Origin of the sequence: Olsenella intestinalis (assembly GCF_023276655.1) — a bacterium.
GTDB lineage: Bacteria > Actinomycetota > Coriobacteriia > Coriobacteriales > Atopobiaceae > Olsenella_J > Olsenella_J intestinalis.
Window position 1 is genome coordinate 928,528 of sequence record NZ_JALGRK010000002.1, and the last position, 18,389, is coordinate 946,916.

The 18,389-nt window shown below is 68.1% G+C and carries 16 protein-coding genes; 1 reads left to right on the forward strand and 15 read right to left on the reverse strand.

All coding sequences use genetic code 11. The features are described from left to right. Positions 1–104: 104 nt before the first annotated feature. Both M5D76_RS08635 and murJ read right to left on the reverse strand, forming a co-directional pair. Positions 105–1,340 (reverse strand): carboxylate--amine ligase, encoded by a 1,236-nt coding sequence (locus M5D76_RS08635; protein ID WP_248922977.1) that lies wholly within the window; start codon positions 1,338–1,340, stop codon positions 105–107. Between the two features lie 24 nt (positions 1,341–1,364). Beyond that, positions 1,365–3,098, reverse strand: a complete 1,734-nt coding sequence (gene murJ, locus M5D76_RS08640; RefSeq protein WP_248922978.1) for a murein biosynthesis integral membrane protein MurJ — start codon at positions 3,096–3,098, stop codon at positions 1,365–1,367. Between the two features lie 371 nt (positions 3,099–3,469). On the opposite strand from murJ, the gene M5D76_RS09210 reads away from it, so the two are divergent. Next, positions 3,470–3,598, forward strand: a complete 129-nt coding sequence (locus tag M5D76_RS09210; protein WP_283102126.1) for a hypothetical protein — start codon at positions 3,470–3,472, stop codon at positions 3,596–3,598. A 277-nt stretch (positions 3,599–3,875) separates the two neighbouring features. Here the strand turns inward: M5D76_RS09210 and hisE are convergent, their stop codons facing one another. From hisE to M5D76_RS08705, 13 genes are all read right to left on the reverse strand, one after another. Next, a complete protein-coding gene (gene hisE, locus M5D76_RS08645) occupies positions 3,876–4,196 on the reverse strand; it encodes a phosphoribosyl-ATP diphosphatase (RefSeq protein ID WP_248922979.1) in 321 nt (106 codons plus the stop codon). 1 nt (position 4,197) lies between these two features. Further along, positions 4,198–4,587 (reverse strand): phosphoribosyl-AMP cyclohydrolase, encoded by a 390-nt coding sequence (gene hisI / locus M5D76_RS08650; RefSeq protein WP_248922980.1) that lies wholly within the window; start codon positions 4,585–4,587, stop codon positions 4,198–4,200. A 22-nt stretch (positions 4,588–4,609) separates the two neighbouring features. Further along, positions 4,610–5,377 (reverse strand): imidazole glycerol phosphate synthase subunit HisF, encoded by a 768-nt coding sequence (gene hisF, locus M5D76_RS08655; RefSeq protein WP_248922981.1) that lies wholly within the window; start codon positions 5,375–5,377, stop codon positions 4,610–4,612. 30 nt (positions 5,378–5,407) lie between these two features. Further along, a complete protein-coding gene (locus tag M5D76_RS08660) occupies positions 5,408–6,142 on the reverse strand; it encodes a 1-(5-phosphoribosyl)-5-[(5-phosphoribosylamino)methylideneamino]imidazole-4-carboxamide isomerase (RefSeq protein WP_248922982.1) in 735 nt (244 codons plus the stop codon). A gap of 3 nt (positions 6,143–6,145) precedes the next feature. After that, positions 6,146–6,805: an imidazole glycerol phosphate synthase subunit HisH gene (gene hisH, locus M5D76_RS08665; protein WP_248922983.1), complete on the reverse strand. Its 660-nt coding sequence runs from the start codon at positions 6,803–6,805 to the stop codon at positions 6,146–6,148. After that, on the reverse strand, positions 6,805–7,389 hold the full coding sequence (gene hisB, locus M5D76_RS08670; RefSeq protein ID WP_248922984.1) for an imidazoleglycerol-phosphate dehydratase HisB: 585 nt from the start codon (positions 7,387–7,389) through the stop codon (positions 6,805–6,807). Before hisB ends, hisH begins: the two co-directional genes overlap by 1 nt. Beyond that, a complete protein-coding gene (gene hisC / locus M5D76_RS08675; protein ID WP_248922985.1) occupies positions 7,386–8,486 on the reverse strand; it encodes a histidinol-phosphate transaminase in 1,101 nt (366 codons plus the stop codon). The genes hisB and hisC overlap by 4 nt, the downstream gene beginning before the upstream one ends. After that, the gene (gene hisD / locus M5D76_RS08680) at positions 8,483–10,000 is read right to left on the reverse strand and encodes a histidinol dehydrogenase (RefSeq protein WP_248922986.1); all 1,518 of its coding nucleotides are present in this window, start codon (positions 9,998–10,000) and stop codon (positions 8,483–8,485) included. The genes hisC and hisD overlap by 4 nt, the downstream gene beginning before the upstream one ends. Beyond that, positions 9,997–11,670: an ATP phosphoribosyltransferase gene (gene hisG / locus M5D76_RS08685; protein ID WP_248922987.1), complete on the reverse strand. Its 1,674-nt coding sequence runs from the start codon at positions 11,668–11,670 to the stop codon at positions 9,997–9,999. Before hisG ends, hisD begins: the two co-directional genes overlap by 4 nt. A 294-nt stretch (positions 11,671–11,964) precedes the next feature. Further along, positions 11,965–12,462, reverse strand: coding sequence for a Cys-tRNA(Pro) deacylase (ybaK, locus tag M5D76_RS08690; protein ID WP_248922988.1), 498 nt, complete (start codon positions 12,460–12,462; stop codon positions 11,965–11,967). Positions 12,463–12,606: 144 nt separating this feature from the next. Beyond that, on the reverse strand, positions 12,607–13,578 hold the full coding sequence (locus M5D76_RS08695; protein WP_248922989.1) for a CPBP family intramembrane glutamic endopeptidase: 972 nt from the start codon (positions 13,576–13,578) through the stop codon (positions 12,607–12,609). A gap of 194 nt (positions 13,579–13,772) precedes the next feature. After that, positions 13,773–16,667, reverse strand: coding sequence for an excinuclease ABC subunit UvrA (uvrA, locus tag M5D76_RS08700; RefSeq protein ID WP_248922990.1), 2,895 nt, complete (start codon positions 16,665–16,667; stop codon positions 13,773–13,775). 219 nt (positions 16,668–16,886) lie between these two features. Further along, positions 16,887–18,107, reverse strand: coding sequence for an ATP-binding cassette domain-containing protein (locus M5D76_RS08705; RefSeq protein ID WP_248922991.1), 1,221 nt, complete (start codon positions 18,105–18,107; stop codon positions 16,887–16,889). Positions 18,108–18,389: the final 282 nt, after the last annotated feature.

The window sequence follows — 18,389 nt, forward strand, 5'->3', positions numbered from 1 at the left end:
GCCCCGCACGGGACGGCGCCTTTTTTGCGCGCGTGCGGCGCTAAAAGAAGGCCGCGCACCGGGAAGCCCGGATACGCGGCCAGATGCGCCTGTCGACGTGGAGCCTAGAACGAGGTCTCGGTCGGCTTGGGGTAGTAGCGCTTGAACTTGCGGATGTAGTTGCGCTCCATGAGCATGCCGTTGAGGCGAGAGCCGAGCGTGTCGTCGGGGCAGCGCGTCGGGTTCGCGATGGCGCCCTCCCCCACGACGCGGTCGAAGAGCTCGAGCAGCTCGGGGTCGGTGACGTAGCGGCGCGCCAGCGAGACGGGCACGCGCTTGTAGAGCACGTTCCTCTCGATGCTGTGGGACTCGTCGTGGACGCCGTCGACGATGTCGCGGACGAGCACGTACATGGGATTGACGCCCGCGGCGCAGGAGTAGTAGGAGTTCGCGCCGATGCGGGGGTTGAAGTCCATGAAGATCGCGCGGCCGGTCTTGGGGTCGCGCTTGAGGTCGATGTTGGCGAAGCCGCGCCAGCCGATGCCCTTGAGCATGGCGCCGACCTTGTCCCACAGCTCGGGGACCGGCTTGGTGATCATGGCGACGGGGTTGCCGTAGAGCGCGGGCACGTGGTCCTCGAGGATGACGTGGGCGGCGGAGCGCAGCGCGATCTCGCCCTCGCTGTCGACGTACATGGTGATGCTGTCCATGTAGTTGTCGTCACCCTCGATGAGCTCCTGCACCAGGAACTCGCCGCCGAAGCCCTCGGCGCGCAGGTCGGACCAAAGCTTGTCGAGCTCGGCCTGCTCGTGCATGAAGTAGACCTTCTGGAAGCCCTTCGGGTAGAGGTGCGCGTACTCGGACGAGACGGCGGGCTTCGCCACGAGGGGGAAGCCGACCTCAGAGGCGGCGATGGGCTCGTCGCCGGCAAGGCTCACGACCTCGGTCTTGGGCACGTCGAGGCCGTACTCGGCGCACATGCGCTGGAACGAGACCTTGTCGGAGACGCGGTCCACGAGCTCGTGCGGCGAGAGCTGGTAGACGACGTTCTCGGGAAGGCGGCCGCAGATGGCCTCGACGGTGCGCACGCGGTCGTCAGTGTTGGCGATGAGCACGACGGTCTTGTCGGCGGCGTCGGCGGCGATGCGCTTGACGGCGGCCAGCACGTCGTCCTCCCCCGCCGTCTCGACCACGACGTGCTCGATGAAGCGCGAGTACTTGATGACGGCGACGACGCCGGGCCAGATGACGCGGCTCGTGACGCCGAAGGCCTCATAGAACTCGCGGGCGAGCGCGTAGGTGGACCAGTCCCCGCCCAAGATGACGGGCTGGATGTCCTCGCGTGGCATGAGCGGCTTCATGAAGATCTCCTCACTGACTGCGCGCTAGCGGGCGCGCTTGGGCAGGATGCGGGCGAAGAGCGCGTCGAAGAACGGCGCGTCGGAGACGCCGAGAAGAGCGGCCCCTCCAAAGGTGACGATCACTGCGGGGATGCCACCGAGGACGGCGTAGAGAAGCCCTCGCATGGCACCCTGGCAGGGTCCGACGAAGTGCGTGAGGGCCAGCAGGATGCCGCCTCCCACGAGCGAGCCGGCGACACCGAGCGCGAGCGCGCGCAGCGACGCGACGACAACCGAGCGCATGCCGATGTTGCCGAGCTCCTTGCGGATGTGCATGAAGACCACGAGGTCGATCGTCCCGTAGAAGAGAGTGGACGAGAGGGGCACGACGTAGAGGCCGAAGCGCGGCGTGAGCAGCACGCAGATCGCAATCTGGATGACCGTCGCGATGCAGGTCGCGATCATGTAGAACTTCATGCGCATCATCGACGAGCACGCCTTCTGCACGAAGCTCATCAGGCCGTAGAACGGCAGCGAGATCGCAAGCGCCTGCAGGTAGACGACGGTCTGGCTGGCCGCCTCGGAGTCGAACGCGCCCGAGGCGAGCACCGCGATCAGGCACGGCGCGAACACGACCAGGAACATGGTGAGCGGGATCAGCGTGAAGAAGATCCTGCGCGTGCCCATGGAGAGGTAGCCCTTGAACGAGTCGATGTCGCCCTTGATGAAGCTGCTCGACAGCTCCGTGAACAGCGTCACCGAGATGGGGATCGCGAAGATCGAGTACGGCAGCACGTACCAGACGCGCGAGTAGTACGCGATCGACGCGCCCGCCGCGGTGACCGACAGCGCCATGCTCGAGGTGACGGCCGCCGTCGGCGTCGAGATGACGGTGACGACCAGCGTGGGCAGGCCGATCCTGAGCGTCTCTTTGATCGCGGGGTCGTGCACGTCGACGCGGGCGTGCAGCCTCACGCCGTGGCGGCGAAGCGCCGGGATCTGCATGAGCACCTGCACGACGACGCCCAGGGGGTTGCCGATGGCCAGCACGATCGCGGCCTGGCGCCAGTCGACGCCGGGGTTGCGGGTGAGAAGAGCGTACGCCACGAACGAGGCGATCACGATCAGGTTGTTGGCGATCGGAGCCGCGTTGCTCGCGAAGTAGTCGCGCTCCGCGTTGAGCACGCCCGAGATGATCGACGACAACGCGTAGAGGACGATCTCGCAGGCGAACCACCGGAAGAACCAGACGGCAAGGTCGGCGTCGAAGCCTGCCGTGGCTCCCGCCGACTGCGTCCACACGATGGGCACGGCGAACACGAAGCTCACGACCGTGACGACGGCCATGAGGATCAGCACGAGCGACAGCAGGTTGGAGGCGTACTCGCAGGCACCCTCGCTTCCGGCGCGCCTCTTGACGGAGAGGTACACCGGCAGAAACGCCGTGATCAGCATGCCGCCCGCGACGAACTCGTACAGCAGGTTGGGCAGGTTGTTCGCGACGGTGTAGGCGCTCGCGATGCCAAAGGCACCCAGGGCCCATGCCTGCGCGGACGTGCGGAAGAATCCGGTGATGCGGCTCACGATCACCAGCAGGCTCACGATGTTCGAGGAGCGCGTGGCCTCGCTCGAGAGGTCCTCGCCGCCTTCCTCGCCCTGCTCGGCAAGCTTGTCGCCGGCCTCCTGCTCGCTCTCGACAACGGCCTGCGCCTCAGGCTCGACCGCGGCGTCCTCAGCCGCCTGCTCGACCGTAAGGTCGCTCTTGTCCTGCTCGCTCATGGTGCCTTTCCACGTTGGGGACGGTGCGGATGCAAAACGCGCATCCTTTTAAGGGTAACAACTCGCCCACGTGCTGTGAGACGCATCACAAAGAAAGAAGAGACGCGCAGGCAACGTCTCCAGGCATCGAGGCCCCAGGCCATGCGAACACGCCCGAAACGCGGCCGCCCCCAGTGGCCACACCCCTGCAAAACCCGCCACCGCGGCCCCTCATGCCAGCCAAGGGCCAGCAAAAGCCCAGCTAGAGACAAGGATTTCTGTCGATTGGAAGGCCATTCTCGCGAGAATTCGAGCCCGCACGCGCTATGCTCCACTCACGCTGGTCGACGGACCTACGTGCGGGGTGGCGCCTCTCGAGGGAGGTGTTGCCTATGGATCTATTCTTCTTGGTCATGGCGTTTCTGACGGCCCTGTTCGGGCTGCTGAAGGCCGCGATTGAGCTCTATGGCGCCTTGCGCGACCATGAGGGCTCGGAAGGAAGGCCAGGCCGACGCACGTAGCGCTCGGCACCTTAGTCATTAGTAGGGTCCCGTGATGCTGGAACATCGCGGGACCTGAGATGGGCGCCGCCTACCCACAACCGTAGGACGTCGCCAGCTACATCTTCGCACGCGTGACCGGGCGGGTCAACGGTTGCGCGTGGCCCTCTGGCCGAGCGGTCAGAGGGCCACGCCGACGCACGTAGCGCTCGGCACTGAGTCATTACGTCGCCAGCTGCATCTTCGCACGCGCAGGACCAACGGTCAACGGGACGCCGCCCGTGGTCGGCAGGCGCGCCTAGGCCCGCCTCGCGTCGAGCTCTCCGGCAAGCTCTCCCAGCGTAACGCCGTACTTCTCGCACACCACCAGCAGGTGGTACAGGAGGTCGCCCATCTCGTAGCGAATGTGATCGTGGTCCTCGTCCTTGCACGCCATGATAATTTCGCTCGACTCCTCGGCGAGCTTCGACAGCAGCTTGTCGCCCGCGCACTCCGCGAGCAGCCGCACGGTGTAGGACCCCTCGGGTCGCTCGGTCGCGCGCTCGTGGATCACCCGCGCCAGCCCCTCCAGGGTCGGCCCGATCTCCATCTCCTGCACGTTTGCCGTACGCTCGCCCATCCTAGGCCTCCTTGCCCATAGTCAGTTCGCGATAGAAGCAGCTCCTCGCGCCCGTGTGGCAGGCGGGGCCGGGAGAGTCCACCTCATAGATCAGCGTGTCGGCGTCGCAGTCGACGAGCACGCGCCGCACGCTCTGCATGTTCCCACTCGTCGCGCCCTTGTTCCACAGCTCGCGCCGCGAGCGCGACCAGAACCACGAGGTGCCCGTCTCGAACGTCAGCCGCAGCGCCTCCTCGTTTGCCCACGCGACCATGAGCACCTCGCCCGTGTCGTGCTGCTGCACGACCACGGTGACAAGCCCGCGCTCGTCGAAGCGCACGGGTGTCGAGGCCAGGTCCGCCGAGACGAGCTTCTCGCCGGCATAGATGCCCTCTCCCAGGCTCTCCTCCATCGCTCTCCTCTCCCCTACCGCGCTAGAAGTCCAGGCGCACCGGAATGCCCTGCGAGGCCATGTACTCCTTGACCTCGCGAATCGAATACGTGCCAAAGTGGAAGACGCTCGCGGCCAGCACCGCGTCGGCCTCTCCCTCGATGATGCCCTCCGCGAAGTGCTCGAGCGTGCCCACGCCGCCCGACGCGATCACGGGGATGGGGACCGCGCGTGCCACCGCGCGCGTGAGCGCGAGGTCGAAGCCGTCCTTGGTGCCGTCGCGGTCCATGCTCGTGAGCAGGATCTCGCCGGCGCCGCGACGAGCAGCCTCCTCGGCCCAGGCAACGGCGTCGATGCCGGTGGGCGTGCGCCCGCCCGCGGTGAACACCTCCCACGAGTCCGTGCTCCCCCGCCGCCTCGCGTCGATCGCCACGACCACGGCCTGACTGCCGAAGGCGGAGGCCGCCTGGCTGATGAGCTCGGGCTCGCGCACCGCCGCGGAGTTCACCGAGACCTTGTCGGCGCCGACGGCAATCATCTGCCGCATGCCCGCCACGTCGCGAAATCCCCCGCCCACGGCGTAGGGGATCCTCAGCTCCTCGGCCGCGCGGCTGGCAAGCTCGATGGTGGTCGACCTGTCGTCCGAGGTCGCCGTGATGTCGAGGAACACGACCTCGTCGGCGCCCTCCACGTCATAGGCCCGGGCCAGCTCAACCGGGTCGCCCGCGTCAACCAGGTCGACGAAGTTCACGCCCTTGACGACGCGCCCCTCCTTCACGTCGAGGCACGGTATGACTCGCTTCTCAAGCATGCTGCATCCTCTCGATGGTCTCCTGCGCGCCTACGACGCCGCGGCGAGCGCGTCCTCCAGGGTGAAGCTCCCCTCGAAGATCGCCCGCCCGCTGATGGCGCCCTCGATGACGTCGTCGCCGGCCGCGGCCAGGGCGCGGATGTCGTCCAGGCCCGCGATGCCGCCCGAGGCGACCACGGGAAAGCCCGCGACGCCCGCGATGTGCACGTAGCTCTCGACGTCGATGCCGCACTGCATGCCGTCGCGACTGACGTCGGTAAAAACCAGGTGGCGAAAGCCCAGCTCGGCGAGGCTGCCCACGAGCTCGTCGGCCGAGGTCTCGGCCCCCTCGCGCCAGCCGTTGACGCGCACCATGCCGTCCTTCGCCGCAACGTCCGCGACCGCGTGCTCGGCAAAGTCGCGGGCTGCCACGCGCGCGAAGTCGGGGTCGCGCACCAGCGCGGTGCCGATGGCCACGCGCGAGCATCCCATGTCCACGAGCCGCTCGAGCGTCGCCGCGTCGCGCACGCCGCCGCCGGTGTCCACGGACACCCCCTCGACGCCGCAGATGCCCGCAATCGCACGGGCGTTCCTCTCGCACGCGTCCTCGTCCTCGCCGAGCGCCGCCGACAGGTCGACCACGTGGATCCACGTGGCGCCGCGCGCGCAAAAGTCGCGCGCCACGGCCACCGGGTCGCTCGAGTAGACGTCCATCTGCGAGCGGTCGCCGCGCCTCAGTCGCACAACCTGCCCGGCCACGAGGTCGATCGCGGGAAAGAAGATCATGGGCTACCCCCTCGCCACGTTCACGAAGTTACCGAGAAGAGCCAAGCCTACGCGGGAGCTCTTCTCGGGATGGAACTGCACGCCGAAGACGTTGTCCCTCCAGACGGCGGAGGCGAAGCTGCGCGCGTAGTGCGTGCGCGTGGCGACCACGTCGGCGTCCACGTCGTCGGCGAGCGCGAACGAGTGCGTGAAGTAGAGGTTCGCGCCGTCCGGCACGTCGACGAAGAGCGGGCAGCGCCTGCCGTGCTCCGTCAGGTGCGCCTGGTCCCAGCCCACGTGCGGCACCTTGAGCCGGTCGGACTCGAGGCGCGTGACCGACCCGCGCAGCACGCCCAGGCCGGGCACCCACTCGCCGCCGAACGACGACGCGGCCGCATGCTCGGCGCCGCGCGTGAACAGGACCTGGAGCCCCAGGCAGATGCCGAGAAACGGCGTGCCCTTCGCGATCGTCTCGACGATGGCGTCCGCCTGGCCGCTCGCCTTCAGGCTCGCCATGGCGTCCTCGAAGCTGCCCACTCCCGGCAGGATCACCGCCGAGGCGGCGGCGATGTCTGCGGGGTCGGACGAGGCAAAGGCGCTGCCGCCCACCGCGTTGACCGAGCGCACGACGCTCTGAAGGTTGCCCTTCTGGTAGTCGACGACCACGATGTCGCCGCGCAGCATCAGAGGCTCCCCTTGGTGGAGGGCACGCCGGTGACGCGCGCGTCGGCCTCGACGGCGGCGCGAAGCGCGCGTCCGCACGCCTTGAAGGTCGCCTCGATGATGTGGTGCGCGTTGTCGCCGGCGAGCTTGCGCAGGTGCAGCGTGATGCCAGCGTCGCGGGCAAGGCCCGCAAAGAACTCGCGCGCGAGCTCGCAGTCGAAGGTGCCGACCTTCTCGGCGACGATGTCCACGTCCCAGAAGAGCTCGCCGCGCCCCGAGACGTCGATGGCGGCGAGCACAAGCGCCTCGTCCATGGGGATCGCGGCGTCGCCGAAGCGGCCGATGCCGCGCTTGTCTCCGAGCGCCTCGCGGATGGCCTGGCCGATCACGATGCCCACGTCCTCCACGGTGTGGTGGTCGTCGACCCAGGTGTCGCCCTTCGCGCGCACGGTCAGGTCGCACAGCGAGTGGCGCCCGAGCGCGCTCAGCATGTGGTCGAAGAAGCCGACGCCGGTCTCGACGTCGCAGGCGCCGCTGCCGTCCAGGTCGATCGTGACGCTGATGTCGGTCTCGTTGGTCTTGCGCTCCACGGTCGCACGTCTCATCGCGCGTCCCCCTCTCGAATCAGGATCGACATCGCCTCGATGACGATGTCGTTCTCTTCTCTCGTTCCCACGCTGATGCGCAGGCAGTCATGGGTGTCGGGCGCGCCCGAAAGGTCGCGCACCAGGATGGAGAACTCGTCGCGCAGCCACTCGCGGACCCCGTGCGCGCCGGGCACGCGCACGAGCAGGAAGTTGGCGTCGCTCGGCCAGACGCGCACGCCGGGCAGCCCCGCGAGGGCGGCCGCGAGGCGCTCGCGCTCGGCGCGGATCTCCTCGATCGTTGCGGCGAGCTCGTCCCGCGCGCGGCAGACCTCAAGGGCCGCCGCCTGCGAGAACACGTTGACCGAATACGGCTGGCGCACCGCGGCGAGCGCGCCCACGAGAACCTCGGGCCCGATCAGGTAGCCCACGCGCGCGCCGGCCAGGCACAGCGCCTTCGAGAACGTGCGCAGCACGGCAAGGTTGGGACACTCGTCGAGCAGCGGCTCGGCCGATGCGCCCTCGCGGGCGAACTCGATGTAGGCCTCGTCGACGAGCACGACGCCCGGCGTGGCCGCGCAGAGCCTGCGGACGTCCGCAGGCGAGAAGAGCGTGCCCGTCGGGTTGTTGGGCGAGCACACAATCGTGAGCGTGGCCTCGCTTGCGGCAGCGACGAGCGCATCCACGTCGACCTCGAAGGTCTCGGCGTCGCGCGGCACCTCGACGACCTCGGTCTCCACGAGCTCGGCGTAGAGCTTGTAGACCGTGAAGGTTGGCGGGCACGTGACGAGCCTGCGCCCGCGGCCGCCGAGGGCCAGGAACAGGTTGAAGAGCAGCTCGTCGCCACCGTTTCCCACGATGACGCGCTCGGGCGCCACGCCGTGCCACGCCGCGATCTCGGCGCGCAGCTCGTCGGAGAGGGGCTTCGGGTAGCGGTTCGTAACCGCGCCCGCGAGCGCCTCGGCCACGCGCGTGCGGACGCCCTCGGGCAGGCCGAAGGTGTTCTCGTTGGCCGAGAGGTTGATGCGCGCCGGCGAGAAGGCCGGGTCGTAGGGCTCGAGCGCCGCGGCCGAAGGCCGCAGGAGCGTGCGCAGGTCGTATGTGGTCGCGCCCGTCATCGGGCCTCCCCCGCTCCGTCGGTCGTGGGCGCGTCGGTCGCGCCGGCGCCGGCGTCGGGCGCGGTGGTGTCGCCGTCAGCCGCAGCGGGCGCGGAAGCGGCGGGCGCGCTCTTCTCGGCGGCCGTCGTCGCGGCGATGTTGGGCACGCCGGGCTTGGAGAGCCTCGTGGGCCAGGCGCAGCTCATGGCGTCGGCGCAGGTGGACAGGAAGCCCGCAAGGCCGCTTCCGCCCGCGTCGAGCAGCCTCTCGCGCATGCCCACCGAGAGCGCGTGCGCCCAGAGGCCCTCCGCCTGCGCGAGGGTCTTGACCGCCGGGGCGTCGCGGCGCAGGCCCTCGGGCGTGTAGGCGATGACGCTCGAGCGCTTGCAGAAGTCGTAGACGCCGAGCGGGTCCGAGAAGAGCGCGGTGCCGCCGGTCGGCAGCGTGTGGTTGGGCCCGGCGACGTAGTCGCCGAGGGGCTCGGAGCTCCAGGGGCCGACGAAGATGGCGCCGGCGTTCTCGATGCGGCCGAGCAGGTCGAAGGCGCCGTCGCAGTGCAGCTCGAGGTGCTCGGGGGCGATGAGGTTGACGGCGTCGATCGCGGCGTCGAGCTCGGGCGTCACAACGACGAGCGCGTGCTCGAGCGAGGCGCGGGTGATGTCCTCGCGCGGGCTCTGGGAGAGCAGCAGCTCGGCGGCGGCCGCGGCGCGCTCGGGAAGCGTGGGGTCGGTGGTCACCAGGTAGCAGGTGGCCAGCGGGTCGTGCTCGGCCTGCGCCATGAGGTCGGCCGCGACGATGCTCGCGTGCGCCGAGGAGTCGGCCAGGACGCAGACCTCGGAGGGGCCGGCGACCATGTCGATCCCGACGTCGCCGGAGACGTAGCGCTTGGCGGCGGCCACGTAGGCGTTGCCGGGGCCGACGATCTTGGCGACCTTGGGGATGGTCTCGGTGCCGTAGGCCACGGCCGCGACGGCCTGCGCGCCGCCCACGGCGTAGACCTCGTCGACGCCGGCGACCTTGGCCGCGGCGAGCGTGTAGGCGGAGAGCGACCCGTCCTTCTGCGGCGGGGTCACCATGACGATGCGGCGCACGCCCGCGACCTTGGCGGGAATGGCGTCCATGAGGACCGTGGAGGGGTACTGCGCGCGGCCGCCCGGGACGTAGACTGCGACGGAGGGAAGCGGCGTCACCTTGACGCCGAGGATCGTGCCGTCGTCGCGCGTGGTGAACCAGGACTGCTCGCGCTCGCGCTCGTGGAACTCGCGGATCTGGGCGGCCGCCTGCTCGAGGGCCTTCATGAAGGCGGGGTCGACCATGCTCGGCGCCGCGTCCACGACCTCGTCGGGCACGCGGAAGGCGTCGGGGCATGCCCCGTCGAACTCGAGGCAGAAGTCACGCACGGCCTGGTCACCGCCCTCGCGAACGGCGTCCACGATCTTCTCGGCGGCGTCCATGATCTCGCGCGGCAGGGCGCTCGTGCGCTCGAGGGCCGCGGGCGTCAGGCGCTGGCCGCTCTTGAGGCGGATCTCTCTCATTGGTCCTCCCTTGGGGTCTGTGCGACGGCCGCGGCCAGGCGCTCGGCCAAGCTGCGGATGCGCTCGTCGGTGCGGTAGGCGGCGGGTCCCGCGAAGAAGCGCGCGGTGCACTCCATCACGTCGTCGACGATGACGAGGTCGTTCTCGGCGAGCGTCGTCCCCGTTGCCGTGATGTCGACGATGCGGTCGGTCATGCCGACGATGGGGCCGAGCTCGATGTTGCCGTGCAGGGTCACGATGTCGACCTGCTGGCCGATGCGGTCGTAGTAGCTCTGGGTGATGCGCGGGTACTTGGTCGCGACGCGCACGGTGCCGCGCCAGCTGTATGCGGCCTCGGCCGCGCCGGCCTTCGCGGCGGGCTCGGCCACGACGAAGCGGCAGCCGCCGAAGTCGAGGTCGACGAGCTGGAGGAGGTCGTGGCCGGCCTCGAAGATGGAGTCGTAGCCGCAGATGCCGCAGTCGGCGCCGCCGTGGGCGACGAAGGCCGGGGCGTCCTGGGCGCGGACGATGACGTACTCGTAGTCGCCGTCGCGCACGATGAGCTTGCGACCGAGGTCGGAAAGGGCACCTGTGGGCAGGCCCGCGGCCGCGAGCAGGCGGACGGAGTCCTTGAAGAGCGACCCCTTGGGGACGGCGATGCGCACGGGGCGCTCGCTCGCCGCGACGCCCTGGGTCACGACGCCGCTCTCGCCCTGCTCGCCGAGGACCTCCTGCAGGCGCTCGAGAGAGAGCGCGAAGCCGCAGGCGGAGACGCCGGCGGCGCCGAAGTTGGCGAGCACCGCGTCGTAGCGGCCGCCGGAGGCGATCGAGGCGGTCGTGCCCTCGGAGTAGCCCTTGAAGATGACGCCGGTGTAGTAGTCGAAGGAGTTGATGATCGAGAAGTCGAAGCTGATGCGCCCCGCGTCGAAGAGGTCTGCGACCTCGGCGGCGAAGGCGCGCAGCTCCGCGGTGCCACGGCGACCCTCGGGCACGCCGGCAGCCTCGAGGACGGCGTCGATCTTCTCGATGACCTGGGTCCCTCCCGAGATGCGCGGCACCACGCGCAGGGCACGCGCGACGCCCTCGGGCAGGTCGGCTGCGGCCACGAGGTCGTCGAGGCTCACGAGGTCGCTCTGGTGCACGAGGGAGAGGATCTGCTCGCGCAGGCCCGCGTCGGAGACGCACTCGTCGAGGAGCGACATGAGCGGCGAGACCGACCCGCAGACGATGCGCCACGAGGGCACGGCGAGCTCGCGCAGGGCGCAGGCGAGAAGGTCGACGACCTCGGCCTCGGGCGACGGGCCGTCTGCGGCGTAAAGCTCGATGCCGAGCTGGGTGAACTGGCGCGGCTGGCCCTTGAGCGAGGAGCCCTCGCGCACGACCGGCGCGGCGTAGCGCAGGCGGACGGGCCCCGCGTCGAGCGACATGCGGCTCGAGACGAGGCGCGCGATGGGAAGCGTGAGGTCTGGGCGGACCATGAGGAGGCTGCCGTCGGCGTCGAAGAGCTGGAAGGGCGAGTCCTGGATCTCGCCGCCGCGCTCGAGGGCCGAGCGGGTCTCGAGCAGGGGCGTCTCGATGGGCTCGTAGCCGTGGGCGGAGAAGCACTCGCGCACCACGCCCGAGATGCGCTCGCGTGCGCGGGCCTCGGTCGGGAGGATGTCCCTGAAGCCGTTTGGAGTTGCTGCCTTCACGCCGTCTCCCTCTCGCCAAGCGCCCAGCACGGGACTCCCCCGCGCCGAGCGCGCATTGAAATCGTCGTGGTGCGCACCACGGTAGAGCGCCCTGGTGGCAACCGGCTCGACGTCGTGGCGTGCGGTCGACCTTATCGGTGCATGCCGCGTCGTCGGAAACTCACTTTATCACACTAAAGTGATAGGGGTAGCTTACGTCTTATACGGTACGCGAGTATAGGGTGCGTACCCGATTGCTAACGGTTTCGTAATTTGTCTTCTGGCACGCGGCTAACGCCGCTTGCGAGCGGTGAGCTAGCGCACGATGTCGGCGAAGGTGGCACCGATGAAGGAGGCGAGCTGCTCGGGGTCGAGGCGCAGCGAGATGCCGCGACGGCCGCCAGAGATGCCGATCTCGTCGAAGAGCTGGGCGGTCTCGTCGATCAGGGTCGGGAACTGCTTCTTCATGCCCACGGGGGTGCAGCCACCGCGGACGTAGCCGGTCGTGGGCTCGAGGTCCTTGACGTGCATCATGGTGAGGCTCTTCTCGCCCGCCGCGGCAGCGGCCTTCTTGAGGTCGAGCTCCTCGGCGACGGGAATGCAGCAGACGACATGCCCTCCCGAGAGGGTCACGGTGACGAGCGTCTTGAAGGCGGAGTCGGGGTCCTCGCCGAGGGCCTCGGAGATGCGCACGCCCACGCCGGACGAGAGGTCCTCGTTGTCGGCGTCGTAGCTCTGAAGCGTGTACGCGATGCCGCCGCGTTCGAGCTCTCGCATGGCGTTGGTCTTCTGGACGCGATTCTTTTTGGCCATCGTCTCACCTTCCCGGCTGCCTTCGCCCGCACGTGTCACGTCGCACGAGCCGTGGCTCGCCCGACCTTGACACACCTACGAAACGTTAGTCCTTCCGGACTCCAGCGTCTAGAGCCAGGCGCGACGCCCCCAAGAATGATACGTCTACCCGCGCAGGTGACGAGCGGCACCGGCGTCGGCTCGCGCGACGGGCGCGTCGGCTGCCCCGGACTCGCCGACACTGCCCTCCGAGGCCTTGCGACGGGCGATCACGATGAGGGCCGCCAGGGCGACAACGAGCGCAAGCGTTGCCGCAAGGCTACCCTCGACGCCCATCTTGCCCCCGGAGATGAGCGCACTGCCCTGCGCGGTGCTGCTCATGAGCGTAGTCGTGGGGTCGGGCGATACGCCGCTGACGTTCACGCCGAAGACGTTGCCCTGGAAGAAGTTCCAAGCCGCATGGATGGCCGTCGCGGCCCAGATGCGGTCGGTCAAGAACGTCACGATGCCGAGGATCGCGGCAAGCATGAAGAGGTTGATGAACGCAACCGGTCCGTAGCCGCTGTTGATGTGGTGATGAAGGGAGAACAAGAGAGAAGAGGCTATGACCGCAATCCACGGCCCGTTCCTTCGCGCGACCGCCATCATGAACGATCCGCGGTACATGACCTCCTCGCCGAACGACTGGAACAGGTAAACCAGGAGCATTCCCACGAAGCTCGCTGCCTGGGTATCCTGGACAGTGACCTTAACGTCAAAACCGCCGAGGAGCGTGGCTATGAGCCACCCCCCCCCCATCACAATCGCGCCTGCGGCAAATCCGCAGCCAAGTCCCCGAAGAATCTTTCCTGCAGGCGAGAAGCGTACGCCAACGTCCGCCGGGCGCATATGCTCCCAAATGAGGGAATAGGCAATTGCGACAAGGCCGATGAGGCCAATGCTGAGAAGCCAGAGCACATCGCGACTGACAAAGCGATCAAGCCCATGCGAGTAAGCCGCCCAGGCGACCCTTTGCGTCAGAGAATCGGCAGCCTTGATGACAAGCAGGAACTTGATGACCTCGATGATCGCATTCCAGCCGAGGCCGTTCTTCCGAGCGCGACGTAGCAGCTCGGAACCCTCAAATAGCTCTCTCATTAAAATCCCCTCTTTGAACGCCTGCAAGATGACGCACGCTCGATGTGGCTCTCCAAGGGGGCCAGAATCCATTCGTGCAAATGTTTAAAGAAAGTATATGCCAGGAGGTCGCGAACATGAAAACGGCACCTCCCCAGAACTGTTCCGAGGCGGTGCCGTTGCGCGAGGACCCATATCGCGCAGGGAGGCGAGGGCTACTTCCTGCGACCCCTCATCCTCTCGCGGTCGCGCTCGAGGATCGGCGCGAGGTACTTGCCCGTGTAGGAGCCCTCGACCTTGCAGACCTTCTCGGGCGTGCCGTAGGCGACGATCGTGCCGCCGCCCTCGCCGCCCTCGGGACCGAGGTCGATGATGCGGTCCGCCATCTTGATGACGTCGAGGTTGTGCTCGATCACGAGCACGGTGTTGCCCGCGTCGACAAGCTTCTCGAGCACCTCGATCAGCATGCGCACGTCCTCGAAGTGCAGGCCGGTCGTCGGCTCGTCCAGGATGTAGAAGGTCTTGCCGGTCTGCTGGCGGTGCAGCTCCTTGGCGAGCTTGACGCGCTGCGCCTCGCCTCCGGAGAGCGTGGTCGCGCTCTGGCCGAGGTGGATGTAGCCGAGGCCCACGTCATAGAGGGTCTGGAGCTTCTTCTTGACGCGCGGGATGTTCGAGAAGAACGCGAGCGCCTCGGTGACCGTCATATCGAGCACGTCCGAGATCGACTTGCCGTGGTAGGTGACCTCGAGCGTCTCGCGGTTGTAGCGGTGCCCGTGGCAGACCTCGCACGGCACGTAGATGTCAGGCAGGAAGTTCATCTCGATCTTGATCTGGCCGTCGCCCTTGCAGGCCTCGCAGCGACCACCCGGCACGTTGAACGAGAAGCGCCCGGCCGAGTAGCCGCGGGCGCGCGACTCGGGCGTCGACGCGAAGAGATTGCGCAGGTCGTCCCAGAGCCCGATGTAGGTCGCGGGGTTCGAGCGCGGCGTGCGGCCGATGGGGCTCTGGTCGATGTCGATGACCTTGTCGATGAGCTTGTGGCCTTCGTCGTCGAAGATGCCCTCCACCTTGCGGAACGGCCCGACGAAGCGACTCGAGTTCTGGACCTCGTTGGTGAGCAGCGGCGCGATCGTGTCCGTCACGAGCGACGACTTGCCCGAGCCCGAGACGCCCGTGACGACCGTCAGCGTTCCAAACTCGACCTTGGCCGAGACGTTCTTCAGGTTGTTGGCACGGCATCCCGAGATCTTGAACGCGCCGCGGCGCGGGTTGCGTCTCTTCTCGGGCAGCTCGATCATGCGCTTGCCCGTGAGGTAGGCGCCCGTGAGCGAGTCCGGGTTGCGCTCGATCTCGGCGGGCGTGCCGGCGGCCACCACGGCGCCGCCCAGCTCGCCGGCGCCCGGCCCCATGTCGATCACGTAGTCGGCCGCGCGGATCGTGTCCTCGTCGTGCTCGACGACCAGCACGGTGTTGCCCTGGTCGCGCAGGCGCCGAAGCGTCTCGATCAGGCGGTCGTTGTCGCGCTGGTGCAGGCCGATCGACGGCTCGTCCAGGATGTAGAGGACGCCCATGAGCCCGGCGCCGATCTGCGTCGCCAGGCGGATGCGCTGCGCCTCGCCGCCCGATAGCGTCGTGGCCGCGCGGCTCAGCGTCAGGTAGTCCAGGCCCACGTTCACCATGAAGCGCAGGCGCGCCACGATCTCCTTCACGATCGGCCCGCCGATGAGGTGCTGCCTCTCCGTGAGCTGCAGACGCTCGAAGAACTCGAGGCTCTCGCGGCACGACAGGTCGCAGACCTCCTGGATGTTGCGCTCGCCCACGGTGACCGAGAGGTACTCGGGCTTCAGGCGCGCGCCGTGGCACGTGGGGCACGGCACCTCGCGGATGAACTTGTCGAGCTTGGCCTTCACGTTCTCCGACGTGGTCTCCTGGTACTTCTCGAAGATGATCGAGCGGATGCCCGAGAACTTGGTGAACCAGTACGTGTCGCGCCCGTCGCGCGTGTGGTAGTCCACGCGAACCTTGGTCTGGCCAAGGCCGTCGAGAAGAGCGTTGCGCGTCTTCCTCGACAGGTCCTCCCAGGCCGTGTCCGGGTCCTCCCCCATGTGGCGCACGACCGCGGCGAACACCTGCGGGTAGTAGTTGGACCTGCTGAAGTACGAGCCGAACGCCCCTTCCGACACCGGAAGCGTCGGATCCTCGATGAGCGCCTCGGCGTCCACCGTGCGCCTCGTGCCGATGCCGTCGCAGTCGGGGCAGGCGCCGTAGGGCGCGTTGAACGAGAAGTCCCTCGGCTGCAGGTCGTCGATCGAGTGGCCGTGCTCGGGGCAGGCCAGCGCGAGCGAGTACTGCAGCAGCTCTCCCTCCGTCCCCTCGGGCGCGTCACGATCGGGCAGCAGGTAGAACCCCACGCGCCCGCTCGCGAGCTTGGTCGCCTGCTCGACGGCCTCGGCGATGCGGCCCAGCGAGTTCTCGCGGATCACGATGCGGTCGACCACGACCTCGATCGAGTGCTTGTACTTCTTGTCGAGCTTGATCTCCTCGTCGAGCTCGCGCACCTCGCCGTCCACGCGCACGCGAGAGAAGCCCTCGCGCCTCAGGTCCTCGAGCAGCTTCGTGTACTCGCCCTTGCGCCCGAGCACGACCGGGGCCAGGACGTAGGCCCTTCTCCCCTGCCCCGCCTCGAGCACCTTGTCGGCCACCTGGTCGGTCGTCTGGCGGCTGATGGGCCGGCCGCACTCGGGGCAGTGCGGCGTGCCGATGCGCGCGAACAGCAGGCGCAGGTAGTCGTAGATCTCGGTCACGGTGCCCACCGTCGAGCGCGGGTTTCGGCTCGTGGTCTTCTGGTCGATCGAGACGGCCGGCGACAGGCCGTCGATCGAGTCGAGGTCGGGCTTGTCCATCTGCCCCAGGAACATGCGCGCGTAGCTCGACAGCGACTCCACGTAGCGGCGCTGCCCCTCGGCGTAGATCGTGTCGAACGCGAGACTCGACTTGCCCGAGCCCGACAGCCCCGTGATGACCACGAGCTTGTCGCGCGGGATGGTGACGTCGATGTCGCGCAGGTTGTGCTCGCGCGCCCCGCGGATGACGATGGAATCAGATGCCATGGCACTTCCTCGCTCGATGCGGGCTGCGCCCGCGCTCATATGTTGTCTTGCGACTATCGTTTACCAGTCTAGCAAGGCGGGCCCGCGTCGGGACCCACGCACGCATTCTACCCGTTTTCGACCGAATTAGAACACGTGTTTGGTCGCATGTGAAGCCGCCGAGAAGAGCCTCGTCCTCCCCCGCGAGCGCACTCCCGCACGCACCGCACAGCGCCCCGGCTACCACGCGAGATCGGTGGCATGGGCGGGCCTCGGATTGACCGTCACCTCGTGCATACGGCCGTCCCTCATGCGCACCACGCGGTCGGCCATGCGGCAGATCTCCTCGTTGTGCGTGACCATGACCATCGTGGTGCCGTCGCGCACGACCTCCTCCATCACCTGGAGGACCTCGATGCTCGTCGCGTAGTCGAGGGCCGCCGTCGGCTCGTCGGCCAGGATCAGGCGCGGCCGCTTCACGAGCGCGCGGGCGATCGAGACGCGCTGCTGCTGGCCGCCCGACATCTGGTTCGGGTAGTTGTCCTTGCGCTCGGCGAGGCCCACGACCTCGAGGGCCTCGGCCGCGTCCATCGGCCGGTCGACGAGCTCGCCGATGAGCCGCAGGTTCTGCAGGGCCGTGAGGTTGGGCATGAGGTTGTAGCTCTGGAAGATGAACCCCACGTTGTCGCGGCGGTACTCCGTCATCTCGTCGGGCGTGGCGCTCGTGAGGTCGCGCCCCAGGTAGCTGACCGATCCCGAGGTGGCCTGGTCCATCCCGCCGATGATGTTGAGCAGGGTCGACTTGCCGCAGCCGCTCTCGCCGAGAAGGACGAGGAACTCGCCGTCGTACACGTCCAGGTTCACGCCCTTGAGCACCTTGGTCACGACGTCGCCGTTCTGGAACTCGCGCGTGATGTCGCGCAGCTCCATGATGGGGGTGCCGGGGTTCCAGGGCCGAGAGATGGCCTCCTTCTCGTCGATGGCGATCTCGGCCATCATGGCCATGATCTCCATCACGTCGGCAGCCTCGTCGGCAAACTCTCCGCGCTCATGGCCGTTGACGAACTGGACGACGCCACGGTGGTCGGACCCGCTCGCAAAGGGCACGCAGACCATCGAGGCGACGGGCATGCCCTTGAAGTCGATCGCGGTTTCGACGTCCTGGAGCGCGTCGAAGGCGAGCAGTCTCTCGGCCTGCTGCGACGAGAAGACCCGTCCCACCGCGCCGTGGCCCGGCGCGTGGCTGCGACTCGTCAGGTCGACCGGGCCGATCCAAAAGTAGGGGTGAAGCTCGCCGTCGCCCCTCGCGTCCATGTACCAGATGACGGCAGACTCCGCACCGGACCGGTCGACGATCACCCTCAGCGAGGACCTGATGGCCTCGTCGATCGTGGGCGCGTTCGCAATGACGCCCTGGACGGCGCCAATCGCCTTGAAGTACTCGAGACCTGCCTTGTCCATGTGCGCACCACCTCTGACGATCCGTCCACGGATGCCTGGCGCGCGGGCGCCGGCTCGCGATGGGCCGGGTGTGCCGATAGAGACGCTCGGATGCAGCGTAGCACAGGGCCCGATGCCCATTGGCACCCCATAGGACGTGCGGCGACACATGGCATCGGAGCGCGTCAGAGCGGAGCGGCACGCGCGGGTGCCGCGTTGGACACATTGTCGAAAGTGTCCATTGCCCCAGAGGGTCGCAAAGCAGATACTGATTGATGTTGACACAGTGTCAGCACGTTCGAC